General features: G+C 69.6%; 12 protein-coding genes. 8 read left to right on the top strand and 4 right to left on the bottom strand.

Going from position 1 to position 14,073, the window contains the following annotated elements; translation table 11 throughout:
* Positions 1 to 146: 146 nt before the first annotated feature.
* From betA to ACZ7OH_RS01795, 3 genes are read right to left on the bottom strand one after another with little or no spacing between them, the layout of a single operon-like run.
* Complete coding sequence (gene betA, locus ACZ7OH_RS01805) at positions 147 to 1,805, bottom strand: choline dehydrogenase (protein WP_470279122.1); 1,659 nt, start codon at positions 1,803 to 1,805, stop codon at positions 147 to 149.
* 8 nt (positions 1,806 to 1,813) lie between these two features.
* Positions 1,814 to 3,382, bottom strand: a complete 1,569-nt coding sequence (locus ACZ7OH_RS01800; RefSeq protein ID WP_470279121.1) for an amino acid permease — start codon at positions 3,380 to 3,382, stop codon at positions 1,814 to 1,816.
* A 33-nt stretch (positions 3,383 to 3,415) separates the two neighbouring features.
* On the bottom strand, positions 3,416 to 4,831 hold the full coding sequence (locus ACZ7OH_RS01795) for an aldehyde dehydrogenase family protein (RefSeq protein ID WP_470279120.1): 1,416 nt from the start codon (positions 4,829 to 4,831) through the stop codon (positions 3,416 to 3,418).
* Between the two features lie 98 nt (positions 4,832 to 4,929).
* On the opposite strand from ACZ7OH_RS01795, the gene ACZ7OH_RS01790 reads away from it, so the two are divergent.
* Positions 4,930 to 5,517: a TetR/AcrR family transcriptional regulator gene (locus ACZ7OH_RS01790; RefSeq protein ID WP_400893796.1), complete on the top strand. Its 588-nt coding sequence runs from the start codon at positions 4,930 to 4,932 to the stop codon at positions 5,515 to 5,517.
* Positions 5,518 to 5,611: 94 nt separating this feature from the next.
* Positions 5,612 to 6,733, top strand: coding sequence for an aromatic ring-hydroxylating oxygenase subunit alpha (locus ACZ7OH_RS01785; protein WP_470279119.1), 1,122 nt, complete (start codon positions 5,612 to 5,614; stop codon positions 6,731 to 6,733).
* Here ACZ7OH_RS01785 and ACZ7OH_RS01780 read toward each other — a convergent pair.
* The gene (locus ACZ7OH_RS01780; RefSeq protein WP_470279118.1) at positions 6,730 to 7,377 is read right to left on the bottom strand and encodes a GntR family transcriptional regulator; all 648 of its coding nucleotides are present in this window, start codon (positions 7,375 to 7,377) and stop codon (positions 6,730 to 6,732) included. The genes ACZ7OH_RS01785 and ACZ7OH_RS01780 overlap by 4 nt on opposite strands.
* Before the next feature lie 57 nt (positions 7,378 to 7,434).
* On the opposite strand from ACZ7OH_RS01780, the gene glyA reads away from it, so the two are divergent.
* The 6 genes from glyA to purU are packed head-to-tail and all read left to right on the top strand — an operon-like array spanning position 7,435 to position 14,065.
* Complete coding sequence (glyA, locus tag ACZ7OH_RS01775; RefSeq protein WP_470279117.1) at positions 7,435 to 8,715, top strand: serine hydroxymethyltransferase; 1,281 nt, start codon at positions 7,435 to 7,437, stop codon at positions 8,713 to 8,715.
* The gene (locus tag ACZ7OH_RS01770; protein WP_470279116.1) at positions 8,712 to 9,941 is read left to right on the top strand and encodes a sarcosine oxidase subunit beta family protein; all 1,230 of its coding nucleotides are present in this window, start codon (positions 8,712 to 8,714) and stop codon (positions 9,939 to 9,941) included. Before glyA ends, ACZ7OH_RS01770 begins: the two co-directional genes overlap by 4 nt.
* Before the next feature lie 9 nt (positions 9,942 to 9,950).
* Complete coding sequence (locus tag ACZ7OH_RS01765; protein WP_470279115.1) at positions 9,951 to 10,229, top strand: sarcosine oxidase subunit delta; 279 nt, start codon at positions 9,951 to 9,953, stop codon at positions 10,227 to 10,229.
* On the top strand, positions 10,226 to 12,769 hold the full coding sequence (locus ACZ7OH_RS01760; RefSeq protein ID WP_470279114.1) for a 2Fe-2S iron-sulfur cluster-binding protein: 2,544 nt from the start codon (positions 10,226 to 10,228) through the stop codon (positions 12,767 to 12,769). Before ACZ7OH_RS01765 ends, ACZ7OH_RS01760 begins: the two co-directional genes overlap by 4 nt.
* Positions 12,759 to 13,226: a sarcosine oxidase subunit gamma gene (locus ACZ7OH_RS01755; protein ID WP_470279113.1), complete on the top strand. Its 468-nt coding sequence runs from the start codon at positions 12,759 to 12,761 to the stop codon at positions 13,224 to 13,226. The genes ACZ7OH_RS01760 and ACZ7OH_RS01755 overlap by 11 nt, the downstream gene beginning before the upstream one ends.
* Positions 13,223 to 14,065 (top strand): formyltetrahydrofolate deformylase, encoded by an 843-nt coding sequence (gene purU / locus ACZ7OH_RS01750; RefSeq protein ID WP_470279112.1) that lies wholly within the window; start codon positions 13,223 to 13,225, stop codon positions 14,063 to 14,065. Before ACZ7OH_RS01755 ends, purU begins: the two co-directional genes overlap by 4 nt.
* Positions 14,066 to 14,073: the final 8 nt, after the last annotated feature.

Below are 14,073 nucleotides of genomic sequence, written 5' to 3'. Positions count from 1 at the left end.
GACTGCGATTCGCAACAAAGTCTGAATCCCCCGGAGGACGTCGTCAAGGGGTACGCCCGGGTAGTTTCCGTTACCTGGTAACGGGTGTTCCGGGCACGTCGAAGGCCCGTACCGAGGATGGCGGTACGGGCGCTACGACGTCCGGGCTAGTTCTCCCCGTGCCGGTAGAACGGCGTCTTGATCGGGGCGAGCGGGGTGTTGCCGAGGATCAGGTCGGCGGCCTTCTCGGCGGTCATCATCACCGGTGCGTAGATGTTGCCGTTGGTGATGTAGGGCATCACCGACGCGTCGACCACGCGCAGGCCCTCGGTGCCGTGCACCCGCATGGTCTGCGGGTCGACGACGGACTTCTCGTCCACGCCCATCTTGGCCGTGCACGACGGGTGCAGCGCGGTCTCGGCGTCCTTGGCGACCCAGTCGAGGATCTCCTCGTCCGTCTCCACCGACGGCCCCGGCGAGATCTCCCCGTCGTTGAACGGGTCCAGCGCGGACTGGTTGAGGATCTTCCGCGCCACCCGCACGGCCTCGACCCACTCCTTGCGGTCGGTCTCGGTCGACAGATAGTTGAACTTGATCGCCGGGTGCTGCCGCGGGTCGGTCGAGGTGATCTTCACCGAGCCGCGGGTGTCGGCGTACATCGGGCCGACGTGCACCTGGTAGCCGTGGCCGCCCGTGGGCGACGAACCGTCGTAGCGGATCGCCACCGGCAGGAAGTGGAACATCAGGTTCGGGTACTTCACCTCGTCGTTGGACCGGACGAACCCGCCGCCCTCGAAGTGGTTGGTCGCGGCCGGCCCGGACCGCAGGAACAGCCACTGCGCGCCGATGTAGGGCCGCTTCCACTTCGCCAGCGACGGCTGCATCGACACCGGCTGCTTGCAGGCGTACTGGATGTACACCTCCAGGTGGTCCTGCAGGTTTTCGCCGACGCCAGGCAGGTCCTTGACGACGTCGATGCCGAGCTTCTCCAGGTCGGCCGCGTTCCCGACACCGGACAGCTGCAGCAGCTGCGGGCTGTTGATGGCGCCGCCGCAGAGGATGATCTCCTTGCCGTACACCTCGGCCGGGGCGCCGCGGCCCTGCGCGTACTCGACGCCGACCGCGCGGGTGCCGTCGAAGAGGATCTGCGACACGAAGGCGTGCGTCTTCACCGTGAGGTTGGGCCGGTCCATCACCGGGTGCAAATAGGCTCCGGCCGCGGACAGCCGCCGTCCGTTGCGGACGTTCCGGTCGAAGGGCGCGAAGCCCTCCTGCCGGTAGCCGTTGACGTCGTCGGTGCGGGGGTAGCCCGCCTGCTCGGCGGCGTCGAAGAACGCCTGGAACAACGGGTTCGACGCCGGGCCGCGCTCCAGTTCGAGCGGACCGTCGTGCCCGCGCCACTTCCCGTCCGGCGGGTCCGCGAGGCAGTTCTCCATCCGGTTGAAGTACGGCAGGCAGTGCGCGTAGTCCCAAGTGGACATCCCCGGGTCGGCGCCCCAGCGTTCGTAGTCCATCGGGTTGCCGCGCTGGAAGATCATCCCGTTGATGCTCGACGACCCGCCGAGCACCTTGCCGCGCGCGTGGTAGATGCGACGGCGGTTCATGTGCGGCTCGGGTTCGCTGCGGTAGCCCCAGTCGTAGAACTTCGACCCGATCGGGAAGGTCAGCGCGGCCGGCATGTGGATGAAGACGTCCCACTTGTAGTCCGACCGGCCCGCCTCCAGCACGAGGACCTTGTTCGCCGGGTCGGCCGAAAGCCGGTTCGCCAGCGCGCAGCCCGCCGAGCCACCGCCGACGATGACGAAGTCGTAGGTATCGGAAGTCATGCGTCCTCCTAGCCGGGCAGGGTGTCCGGGGCGTTGTCGGGCATGTGCTCGGGGCTGGTGTGCGACGAACCCCAGGTGCGGCGCCGGACGTACAGCATGATCGCACCGATGATCACGATCAGCCCGGTGACGATCACCGCGCCCCACTGGAAGTACCAGTGGTCGTCGCCGTAGACCTCGGGGCGCGGCCAGATCAGGTTGACCGTCATCGCGGCGCCGTAGACGACCGCGACCAGGTTCACCAGCGTGCCCCAGCGGCCGAGCTTGAAGTACGGGCCGTGCTCGGGACGCGGCCAGCCGCCGCGCAGGCGCCGGACCAGCATCGGGCCGGTGACCATCAGGTAGGGGATGTAGAACAGGATGATCGCGGTCGAGGTCAGGATGAAGAACGCCCGCTGGTTGCCCAGGTTGATCAGCAGCACCACGATCGTGAGACCGCCGGTGAGCAGCGCCGGCAGCACCGGCGTCTTCGACCGCGGTGACACCTTGGCCATCGCGCGGCTGAACGGCAGGCGCCCGTCGCGGGCCATCGCCCACGTCATCCGGATGGCCGCGGTCTGCACGGCCAGGCAGCACACGGTGATCGCGATCGCCGAGCAGATCAGGAACGCGTCGCCGAGGCCCTCGCCGAGGGTGCTCTTGAGCAGGTACGGCATGCCGGACGTGCTCAGCTCCTTGGCACTCAGGTCGCCGACGGCCATCATGCCGAACAGCATGATCAGCCCGCCCACGATGAACGCCGCCGTGATCGCCCGCAGGATCGCGCGGGGCGCGTGCCGCCGCGGCTGGGTGGTCTCCTCGGCCAGCGAGCCCGCGGTGTCGAAGCCGTAGAAGACGTACGCGCTCATCAGCGACGCCACCAGGAACGCCCCGAGGTACCCGAACGAGTGGCCCTCGCCGGTGCCGGCGGTGTCGAAGACCAGACCGGGACCGCGCTTGATGTGGATGGCCAGCGCGATCACGAGCAGGACGCTCGCGCCCAGCTCCACCGCGACGCCGAAGTTGTTGATCTTGGCCATCAGCTTGACGCCGATGATGTTGACGATCGTGGCGAACACGACCAGCACCAGGGCCAGGATGATGGCGTTCTGCGCGCCGCCCGGGGTCGAGGTCAGGCCGGCGTCGTCGGCGCTGCCGACGATCTGGAACGCGGTCGACACCTGCGGCAGGATGATCTGGTAGGCCACCGCGACGGCCGCCGCCGTCACGATCGCGCCGATGATCATGATCCAGCCGGCCAGCCACGACGTCGCGGGTTTCGCGATCTGCTTCGCCCACTGGTACACCGAGCCGGCGAGCGGGAACTGCCCGGCCAGCTCGGCGAAGCACAGCGCCACGGCGGCTTGGCCGACGAAGACCAGCGGCCACGTCCAGATGAAGGCCGGGCCCCCCGACCCGAAGCCGAAGAAGAAGAGCTGGAACACGCCGGTCAGGATCGAGATGTAGCTGAACCCGGCGGCGAAGCTGGAGAACGACCCGAGCGAGCGCTCGAGCTCCTGGCGGTAGCCGAACTTCTCGAGCTCGGAAGAGTCGTCCGGAGCAGGCCCCCCGCCCGCCGGCTTTTCCTGAATGGTCATGGCAACGTCCTCACGTGGTGGGGGAGGGAGTGTCTAGCCTTTGAACCAGTGCTGCGGAACGGGATCGATGTTCTGGTAGATGTGCTTGCTCTCCTGGTATTCGGCCAGCCCGGACGGCCCGAGTTCGCGGCCGATGCCCGACTTGCCGAAACCACCCCACTCCGCCTGCGGCAGGTAGGGGTGGTAGTCGTTGATCCACACGGTGCCGTGGCGCAGGGCCCCGGCGACCCGCTGGGCGCGGGACGCGTCCGACGTCCACACGGCTCCGGCGAGCCCGTACTCGGTGTCGTTGGCCAGCGCGATCGCGTCGGCCTCTTCGGCGAAGCGTTCCACGGTGACGACCGGGCCGAAGACCTCTTCCCGGACGATCGTCATCTCCCTGGTGCAGTCGGAGAAAACGGTGGGGCGCAGGAAGAAACCGCGTTCGTACTCCGGGCCTTCGGGCCGGTTGCCGCCCGCCCGGAGCTTGGCGCCCTCTGCGAGAGCGCTTTCGATGTAGCTCTCGACCTTGGCGCGGTGCTGCGCCGAGACGAGTGCGCCCGTTTCGGTGGCGGGGTCGAGCGGGTCGCCGACCCGGATCCGGTCGGCGCGGTCGGCGAGGTCGGCGACGAACCGATCATGGATTCCATCTTGGACGATCAAGCGCGCGCCCGCCGAGCAGACCTGTCCCGAATGGACGAACGCGGCCATCAGCGCGTAGTCGAGCGCGGTGTCGTAGTCGGCGTCGGCGAAGACCACGTTCGGGTTCTTGCCGCCCAGCTCCAGCGCGACCCGCCGGACGCCCTTCGCGGCGGCCGTCATGATCTTCTCGCCGGTCGCGTAGCCGCCGGTGAAGGAGACCAGGTCGACGCCCGGGTGCTCGACCATCGCGGCGCCGACGCGGCCGTCACCGAGGAGCAGGTTGACGACGCCGGGCGGCGCGCCCGCCTCTTCGAGCAGGGCGACGAGCTTGATCGTGGTCAGCGGCGTGACTTCGCTGGGCTTGAGCACGACGGTGTTGCCCGCGGCCAGCGCCGGCGCGACCTTCCAGGACATCTGCAGCAGCGGGTAGTTCCACGGCGCGATGAGCGCGCAGACACCGACGGGTTCGTGCACGATCCGGCTGACGACGGTCGCGCTGCCCGCGTCGACCAGGCGTCCGGCGTCCTTGTCCGCGAGGTCGGCGTAGTAGCGGAAGACGTTGGTGACGTCGTCGATGTCGATGCCGCCCTCGCCGAGCGTCTTGCCGGTGTCGAGGCTCTCGGTGCGGGCCAGTTCCTCGCGGTCGCGGACCAGGAGGTCGGCCACCTTACGCAGTAAGGCACCGCGTTCGGTCGCGGTGGTCTGCCGCCACGGGCCCTCGTCGAAGGCCCGGCGGGCGGCGTGCACAGCGGCGTCGACCTCCTCGCGGCCGGCTTCGGCGACGGTCTCGATGACCTCGCCGGTCGCGGGGTTCAGCACATCGAACATGCGGCCCCTTCCCAGATCGGTAGTGGCTGCTTCGCGTCCAGAGTGCGTACATTTGTACGCGAAGCGTGTACAGATGTCCACAAGGGGGTTCGACACCGATGTCGCACACGGAACCGGCCGCGGCCCGGCGCCGCGGTCCGAACGACCCGGAACGGCGGGCGCGGATCGCCCAGGCGGCGATCGAGGTCGTCGCCAAGCGGGGGATCGACGGGGTCACCCACCGTGCCGTCGCGGCGGCCGCGGGGGTGCCGCTGGGCTCGACGACCTACCACTTCGCCACCCTGGACGACCTGCTGGAAGTCGCCCTGCACGAGGCGGCGGAGAAGAACGTCCACGCGCTGAAGGAGTGGGAGTCCGCGCTCCCGCCGGACGCCGACTTCGCCGCGGCGCTGGCCGATCTGGTCATGGGCTACATCAACGAGCAGTACCGGGACACGGTGGTCGAGTACGACCTCTACGTCGCGGCGCTGCACCGGCCGGCGCTGCGCAAGGCGAGCGCGGCCTGGGACGACGCCCTGATCGCGTTCTTCGGCTCCCGCACCGACCCGCTCACCGGCCGGCTGCTGGCGGGGTTGTTCTGCGGACTCCTGATGCAAGCCGCCCTGGCCGACCCCCGTCCCACCCGCGAGGAGATCGAAACGCTGTTCCGGCGGGCGATCGAGGGGCCGTCGGCCCGGACTTGTTGACAGCCGTGCCGGGCGGCAGTCACTCTGTTCCGGAGTGAGCAACAAGACGCGTTCTGCGCAACTCCCGAACTGATCCGCGGAGAGGACCACGCCGGTGACCGCAATCGATCTCCCGCCGAGCCTGCTCGCCACCCTGCCCGGCTCCGCCTACACCGACCCGGCGGTCTTCGCGGCCGAGCAGGCGAAGATCTTCGAGGCCGACTGGTTCTGTGCCGTGCGCGGCGCCGACCTCGCCGGGCCGGGGGCGTTCGAGACCGTCCAGGTCGGCAAGGAGAGCGTCCTCGTCTCCCGGGGCCGGGACGGCAAGCTCAACGCCTTCCTCAACGTCTGCCGCCACCGCGGCGCCCGGCTGTGCACGTCCGAAAGCGGGACGGTGAAGCGCGCCTTCCAATGCCCGTACCACGCCTGGACCTACGGCCTCGACGGCAAGCTGATCGCCGCGCCCAACCTCACCGGCATGCCCGACGTCGACCGCACCGAGTTCGGCCTCACCAAGGTCCACCTGCGGGAGTGGCTCGGCTACGCGTGGGTCTGCCTGGCCGACGAGCCGCCGTCGTTCGAGGAGACCGTCGTCGGCGCGGTCACCGAACGGCTCGGCGGGCCGACCGAGATCGACGCCTACGGCATCGACGGCCTGGCGCTGGGCAAGCGCATCGAGTACGACGTGAAGGCGAACTGGAAGCAGATCATCGAGAACTTCATGGAGTGCTACCACTGCGCGACGATTCACCCGGAGCTCACCGAGGTGCTCCCGGAGTTCGCCGACGGCTACGCCGCGCAGTACTACGTCGGCCACGGCGCCGAGTTCGGCGGCGAGATCAAGGGCTTCACCGTCGACGGCTCCGAAGGCGTCGACCGCCTGCCCGGCGTCACCGACGCCCAGGACCGCAAGTACTACGCGATCACCATCAAGCCGGGCGTGTTCGTCAACCTCGTCCCCGACCACGTCATCTTCCACCGGATGTTCCCGCTGGCCCCGGACCGGACGCTGGTGCGCTGCGACTGGCTCTACCTGCCCGAGGTCGTCGAGTCCGGCAAGGACCTTTCCCGGTCGGTGGAGCTGTTCCACCGCGTCAACCTGCAGGACTTCGAGGCGTGCGAACGCTGCCAGCTCGCGATGGACTCGCGCTCGTACGCCAACGGCGGGGTGCTCGTGCCCAGCGAGCACCACATCGGCGCCTTCCACGACTGGGTGCGGGCGAGGCTGGCGGTCTAGATCAACGCGCGGATGGCGGCCTCGAAGCCGGCGACGTGCGCATGCGTCAACGCGGCGGCCTTCTCGCCGTCGCCCTCGATGATCGCGGTCAGGAGCGGGATGTGCTCGTCGACGTGGCCGGCCATCCCGGACAGCCGGGGTACGAACACGCACCAGATCCGGGTCGCCAGGTTGTCGTACCGGATCAGCGTGTCCTCGAGGAACGGGTTGTGCACGCACGCGTAGATCGCCCGGTGCAGGGCGAGGTCGGTGCGCAGCAGCTCGGCGTTGTCCGCGTTCGGGACACCGGCGTCGAGCTGCGCGCGCAGCTCGGTCAGGGTCGCCCGGTCGGCCGCGGTCGCCCGCTCGGCCGCGGCGGCCGTGGCCATCGGTTCGAGGGTGCGCCGGACCTCGGAGATGTGCGCGAGGTCGGAGATGTTGACGTCGGTGGCGAACGTCCCGCGCCGCGGGTAGGCGACGACCAGCCGCTCGGACTCGAGGCGCTTCAGCGCTTCGCGGATCGGCGTGCGGCCCATGCCGAGCGCGGTGCCGAGCTCCTCCTCGTTGATGGGGGAGCCGGGCCGGATGTCGAGCATGACCAGGCGATCACGGATGAAGCGGTACGCCTGTTCCGCCAGCGATGGGGGATTGACCTGCGGGTGCATGGCGCTTAGCCTACATCGACGATTGATATATCAGAAGTCGACCAGACGGAGTTCCTGATGACCGCGACGATCGACCAGCACGTGCTCAACCGGTCCCTGGCCGACTACGACCCGGCGGTCGCCGAAGCGATCGGCGCGGAGCTGCACCGGCAGCAGTCGACGCTGGAGATGATCGCCTCCGAGAACTTCGCGCCGCTGTCCGTGCTGCAGGCCCAGGGCTCGGTGCTGACGAACAAGTACGCCGAGGGCTACCCCGGGCGGCGCTACTACGGCGGCTGCGAGCACGTCGACGTCCTCGAACAGCTCGCCATCGACCGGGTCAAGGCGCTGTTCGGGGCCGGGTTCGCCAACGTCCAGCCGCACTCCGGCGCCCAGGCGAACGCGGCCGCGATGGCCGCGCTCCTCAAGCCCGGCGACAAGATCCTCGGCCTCTCGCTGGCCCACGGCGGCCACCTGACGCACGGCATGCGGATCAACTTCTCCGGCCTGCTCTACGACGTCGCCGCGTACGAAGTGTCCGAAAAGGACTACCGCGTCGACCTGGCCGAGGTCGAGCGGCTGGCGAAGGAGCACCAGCCGAAGGTGATCATCGCCGGCTGGTCGGCCTACCCGCGTCAGCTCGACTTCGCCCGCTTCCGCGAGATCGCCGACGAGGTCGGCGCGTACCTGATGGTCGACATGGCCCACTTCGCCGGGCTGGTCGCCGCCGGGCTGCACCCGTCGCCGGTCCCGCACGCGCACGTCACGACGACCACCACGCACAAGACCCTCGGCGGCCCGCGCGGCGGTGTCGTGCTGACGAATGACCCGGCGCTCGCGAAGAAGGTCAACTCCGCTGTGTTTCCCGGCCAGCAGGGCGGTCCGCTCGAACACGTCATCGCGGCCAAGGCTGTCGCCTTCAAGATGGCCGCCGAGCCGGAGTTCGTGGAACGCCAGCAGCGCACCTTGCGCGGCGCGAAGCTCCTGGCCGAGCGGCTCTTGGTGGAGGACGGCATCTCCGTGCTGACCGGTGGCACCGACGTGCACCTCGTGCTCGCCGACCTGCGCGACTCCGAACTCGACGGCAAGCAGGCCGAGGACCGGCTGCACGAGGTCGGCATCACCGTGAACCGCAACGCCGTCCCGTTCGACCCGCGCCCGCCGATGGTGACGTCCGGCCTGCGGATCGGCACCCCGGCGCCGGCCACCCGCGGGTTCGGCGACGGCGAGTTCCGCGAGGCCGCCGACGTCATCGCCGAGGCGCTGCGGCCCGGTTTCGACGTCGAAAAGCTCCGGGCTCGTGTCACCGCGCTCGCCGAGGCGTTCCCGCTGTACCCGAGCCTGGGAGAGACCCGATGACCCGCACGCCCGGCGCGGACCTGCCGGACCACCCCGACTTCCTCTGGACCGACCCCGAGCCCAAGCCGGCCTACGACGTCGTCGTCGTCGGCGGCGGCGGGCACGGCCTCGCGACCGCGTACTACCTGGCCAAGGTGCACGGCATCACCAACGTCGCCGTGCTGGAGAAGGGCTGGCTCGCGGGCGGGAACATGGCCCGCAATACCACGATCATCCGCTCCAACTACCTGTGGGACGAAAGCTCCGGCATCTACGAGCACTCGCTCAAGCTGTGGGAAGGGCTCGAAGAGGACCTCGGCTACCCGATCCTGTTCAGCCAGCGCGGGGTCCTGAACCTGGCGCACAGCCTGCAGGACGTCCGCGACAGCGTCCGCCGCGTCGAGGCCAACAAGCTCAACGGCATCGACGCCGAATGGGTGGACGCCGACGGCGTCAAGGAGATCTGCCCGATCGTCAACACCTCGCCGGACGTCCGCTACCCGGTGCTCGGCGCGACCTTCCAGCCGCGCGCGGGCATCGCGAAGCACGACTACGTGGCCTGGGGCTTCGCCCGCGCCGCGCACGAACTGGGCGTCGACCTCATCCAGAACTGCGAGGTCACCGGTATCTCCACAGTGGACGGCCGGGTTACCGGGGTGGACACCGGCAGGGGCCGGATCGCCGCGGGCAAGGTCGCGCTGTGCGCGGCCGGGCACACCTCCGTGCTCGCGAAGATGGTCGGGCTGGACCTGCCGCTGACGTCGCACCCGTTGCAGGCGCTGGTGTCGGAGCTGCTGGAGCCGATCCACCCGACGGTCGTCATGTCGAACGCCGTGCACGTCTACGTTTCCCAGGCGCACAAGGGCGAACTCGTGATGGGCGCCGGCATCGACAGCTACAACGGCTACGGCCAGCGCGGCTCGTTCCACATCATCGAGCAACAGATGGCCGCCGCGCTGGAGCTGTTCCCGGTGTTCGCGCGGGCGCACCTGCTGCGGACGTGGGCCGGGATCGTCGACACCAGCCCGGACGCGTCGCCGATCATCGGCCTGACGCCGGTGGAGAACCTGTTCCTCAACTGCGGCTGGGGGACCGGCGGCTTCAAGGCCACCCCCGGCGTCGGTGACGTCTTCGCGGCGACCATCGCGCGCGGCAAGCCGCACGAGTACGCCGAACCCTTCGCCCTCGACCGGTTCACCACCGGCGCCCTCGTCGACGAGCACGGCGCCGCCGCCGTCGCGCATTAGGAGCCTCAGATGCAACTCATTCCCTGTCCCTGGTGCGGGCCGCGAGAGGAAGCCGAGTTCCACTACGGCGGCCAGGCGCACGTCGCCTACCCCGCGGACCCGACGGCACTGTCCGATGAGGAGTGGGCGAAGTTTGTGTTCTTCCGCGACAACCCGAGCGGGCCGTTCGCCGAGCGGTGGAGCCACTCCGCGGGGTGCCGACGGTGGTTCAACGCCGTCCGCGACACGCGCACCCACAACCTGAAGGCGGTCTACCGCCTCGACGAGCCCCGGCCGGTGATCTCATGACCCGGCTGTCCGGCGTCCCGCTGAAGTTCACTTTCGACGGCCGCGAGCTGACCGGTTTCCTCGGCGACACCCTGGCTTCCGCGTTGCTGGCCAACGGCATCCACCAGGTCGCGACGAGCATCAAGTACGGCCGGCCGCGCGGCATCGTCGGCGCCGGTGTCGAGGACTCGAACGCCCTGGTGCAGATCGAGGAGCCGTTCCCGGAGCCGATGCTGAGCGCGACGACCGTCGAGCTGTACGACGGCCTGGTCGCCCGTGGCCTGCCCGGTCAGGGCCGCCTGGCCACCGAGCCGGACCCGGCGCGGTACGACGCCAAGCACGCCCACTGCGATGTCCTGGTCATCGGGGCCGGACCCGCCGGACGCGCCGCCGCTTCCGCTGCTTCCGGCCGGGTGCTGCTCATCGACGACCAGCCCGACGGCGAAGCTCCCGAAGGCGTCCGGTTCCTTTCGCGCACCACGGCGTTCGGTGTCTACGACGACGGTTTCGTGCTGGCCCTGGAACGCCGGGGCGAGCCCGCGGCCCCGGAGCGCGTCTCGCGTCAGCGCGTGTGGCGGATCCGGGCGAAGCGGATCGTCATCGCGACCGGCGCCCACGAGCGGCCGATCGTTTTCCCGGACAACGACCGCCCTGGCATCATGCTAGCTTCGGCCGCCCGCGCGTACCTGAACCGCTACGGCGTGCTCGCCGGGCAGCGCGTGGTCGTGTTCACCACCAACGACTCCGCGCTCGACGCCGCTTCCGACCTGGCCGAAGCCGGGGCCGAGATCGTGCGGATCGTCGACGCCCGCGAGGGCTACGGCGTCATCGGCACCGACGGCGACCGCGACGGCCACATCGCCGCCGCGCACATCGCTCCACTGGGATCGGTGGAGGGGGAGCGGGTCGAGTGCGACCTGCTGTTCGTGTCCGGCGGCTGGAACCCGGCCGTGCACCTGTTCAGCCAGGCCCGCGGCAAGCTCCGGTACGCCGCCGAACTGGGCGCGTACGTCCCGGACGGCGACCTGCCGACGGTGAGCGTCGTCGGTGCCGCCGCAGGTGAAGGCCTGCCGGAGGCGAAGATCCTCTGGCAGGTGCCCGCGCCGGAGTCCGAAGTGGACACCCGGTTCGTGGACCAGCAGCGCGACGCGACCGTGTCGGACGTCCTGCGCGCGACCGGCGCCGGGCTGCGGTCGCTGGAGCACATCAAGCGCTACACGACGATCGGCACCGCGCACGACCAGGGCAAGACGTCCGGCATGCTCGCCGCCGGTATCACGGCCGAAGCCCTCGGTGTCGACTTGGCGACCCAGCGCCCGACGACGTTCCGGCCTCCGTACACGCCGGTGCCGTTCGCCGCGCTGGCCGGGCGGGACCGCGGTGCGCTGCACGATCCCGTGCGCGTCACGACGATCCACCCCTGGCACGTCGAGCACGGCGCCGAGTTCGAGAACGTCGGGCAGTGGAAGCGGCCGTGGTACTACCCGCGGCCCGGTGAGTCGATGCCCGACGCCGTCCGGCGCGAATGCCGGGCGGCCCGCAACGACGTCGCCGTCATGGACGGGTCCACGTTGGGCAAGATCGACGTGCAGGGTCCGGACGCCGGCTGGTTCCTCGACATGCTCTACACGAACATGATGAGCACCCTCAAGGTCGGCCGGATCCGCTACGGCGTGATGTGCGGCGTCGACGGCATGGTGATCGACGACGGCACGGTCATCCGCGTCGGGGAGAACCGCTTCCTGGTCACCACGACGACCGGCAACGCGGCGATGGTCCTCGAGTGGATGGAGGAGTGGCTCCAGACGGAGTGGCCGCACCTGCGCGTTTTCGCGACGTCGGTGACCGAGCACTGGACCACGCTCCCGCTGGTCGGGCCGCGTTCGCGGGAAGTGCTCGGCCGGTTGGCCCCGGACCTCGACGTCTCTAATGAAGCCTTCGGGTTCATGACCTGGCAGGACGCCGAGGTCGCGGGCATCCCGGCGCGGGTCTGCCGGATCAGCTTCTCCGGCGAACTGGCGTACGAGATCAACGTCCCGTCGTGGCACGGACCCGCGCTCTGGCAGTCCATAGTGGATGAAGGAGCGACGCCGTACGGCACCGAGACCATGCACGTCCTGCGCGCCGAAAAGGGCTACCCGATCATCGGCCAGGACACCGACGGCACGGTCACCCCGCAGGACCTCGGCATGTCCTGGGCGGTGTCGAAGAAGAAGGCCGACTTCATCGGCAAGCGCAGCTTCACCCGCGCCGAGAACAACCGGCCCGACCGCAAGCACCTGGTCGGCTTGCTTCCCGTGGATCCGTCGGTGCTGCTGCCCGAGGGCTCACAGATCATCGAATCGGAGACGGTGCCCGAACCGCCGGTGCGGATGCTCGGCCACGTCACCTCCAGCTACGACAGCGCCGCCCTCGGCCGCACTTTCGCCCTCGCCTTGGTGCGCTCGGGCCGCGCGCGCATCGGCGAGACGCTGTACGTGCCGGTCGGGGACCAGGTCGTGCCGGTGACCGTGACCGAATCCGTGCTCTTCGACAAGGAAGGAGCCCGCCGTGACGGTTGACGCGGTCGAAGAACCGTTCCGCACCCAGCTCACCGTGCGCCTCCGCGACGGCGACACCCTCCTCGGCGTCGCCCTGCCCGGCCCGTGCCGGTACACCAGCGGCAACGGCGTCGACATCCTCTGGATGGGCCCCGACGAGTACCTCGTGCTCGCCGAACCCGGCCGCCAAGCCGAGCTGGAAGCGTCACTTTCCCCGGAAAGTGACGCCGTGGTGGACGTCTCGGCGCAGCGCAATGTCGTGCGGCTGACCGGATCGCACGCGGCCGACGTCCTGGCGCACGGGTGCTCGATCGACCTGGAGGTGTCGCCGCCGGGAACGTGTGTCCAGACCCTGCTGGCCCGCACCGGGATCGTGCTGATGGTCCGGGAAGAGGGCTTCACGATCCTCGTGCGGCAGTCCTTTTCGGACTACTTCCACGCCTGGCTGGCCGACGCGAGTCTGGAGTACGTCTCGTGACCTTCACCCTGACGCTCAAGTGCCCCGAACGCTCCGGCATCGTCCACGCCGTCACGACGTTCCTCGTCGGGCAGGGCTGCGACATCGTCGAGCACCAGCAGTTCGACGACGACGTCCGCGGCTCGTTGTTCCTGCGCACGTCGTTCACCCGCACCGAACAGACCACTGTGGACGACCTGACCCGCGCGTTCGCGCCGGTGGCCGGGGACTTCGGCATGGAGTTCGGCTTCTCCGACGGCACGCCGCCGCGGATCCTCGTGATGGTCTCGAAGTTCGGGCACTGCCTCAACGACCTGCTCTTCCGCTGGCGCGCCGGTGGCCTGGGCGCCGAGATCGCGGTGGTCGTCTCGAACCACGACGACCTGCGGCCGATGGCCGAGGCGGCGGGCGTGCCGTTCGTGCACGTCCCGGTCACCCCGGACACCAAGCCGGAGGCCGAGCAGCGGCTGCTCGACCTCGTCGGGGAGTACGAAGCGGACTTGATCGTGCTCGCCCGGTACATGCAGGTGCTGTCGAACGAGCTGTGCCAGAAGCTCGAAGGCCGCGCGATCAACATCCACCACTCGTTCCTGCCCGGGTTCAAGGGCGCCAAGCCCTACCACCAGGCCTACGACCGCGGCGTCAAGTACGTCGGCGCGACCGCGCACTACGTCACCCCCGACCTCGACGAGGGCCCGATCATCGAGCAGGAGGTGCAGCGCGTCGACCACACGTACTCGCCGCGCGAGCTCGTGACCGTCGGCCGTGACGCCGAAGCCCTCGCCCTCTCCCGCGCGGTCCGCTGGCACTGCGAGCGCCGCGTCCTGCTCAACGGCAACAGCACCGTCGTCTTTCGTTAGGAGCCCGC

Source organism: Amycolatopsis sp. NPDC114478 (assembly GCF_055633805.1).
Note: the sequence above shows the minus strand (reverse complement) of the source record. Positions and strands in the feature narration are given on the sequence as shown.

Coding starts and splice junctions, on each gene's coding strand:
- ACZ7OH_RS01760 (WP_470279114.1), top strand. CDS start 10,226: ATGACCCGGCTGTCCGGCGTCCCGCTGAAGTTCACTTTCGACGGCCGC.
- ACZ7OH_RS01795 (WP_470279120.1), bottom strand. CDS start 4,831: ATGTTCGATGTGCTGAACCCCGCGACCGGCGAGGTCATCGAGACCGTC.
- betA (WP_470279122.1), bottom strand. CDS start 1,805: ATGACTTCCGATACCTACGACTTCGTCATCGTCGGCGGTGGCTCGGCG.
- ACZ7OH_RS01800 (WP_470279121.1), bottom strand. CDS start 3,382: ATGACCATTCAGGAAAAGCCGGCGGGCGGGGGGCCTGCTCCGGACGAC.
- ACZ7OH_RS01780 (WP_470279118.1), bottom strand. CDS start 7,377: ATGCACCCGCAGGTCAATCCCCCATCGCTGGCGGAACAGGCGTACCGC.
- glyA (WP_470279117.1), top strand. CDS start 7,435: ATGACCGCGACGATCGACCAGCACGTGCTCAACCGGTCCCTGGCCGAC.
- ACZ7OH_RS01765 (WP_470279115.1), top strand. CDS start 9,951: ATGCAACTCATTCCCTGTCCCTGGTGCGGGCCGCGAGAGGAAGCCGAG.
- ACZ7OH_RS01790 (WP_400893796.1), top strand. CDS start 4,930: ATGTCGCACACGGAACCGGCCGCGGCCCGGCGCCGCGGTCCGAACGAC.
- ACZ7OH_RS01770 (WP_470279116.1), top strand. CDS start 8,712: ATGACCCGCACGCCCGGCGCGGACCTGCCGGACCACCCCGACTTCCTC.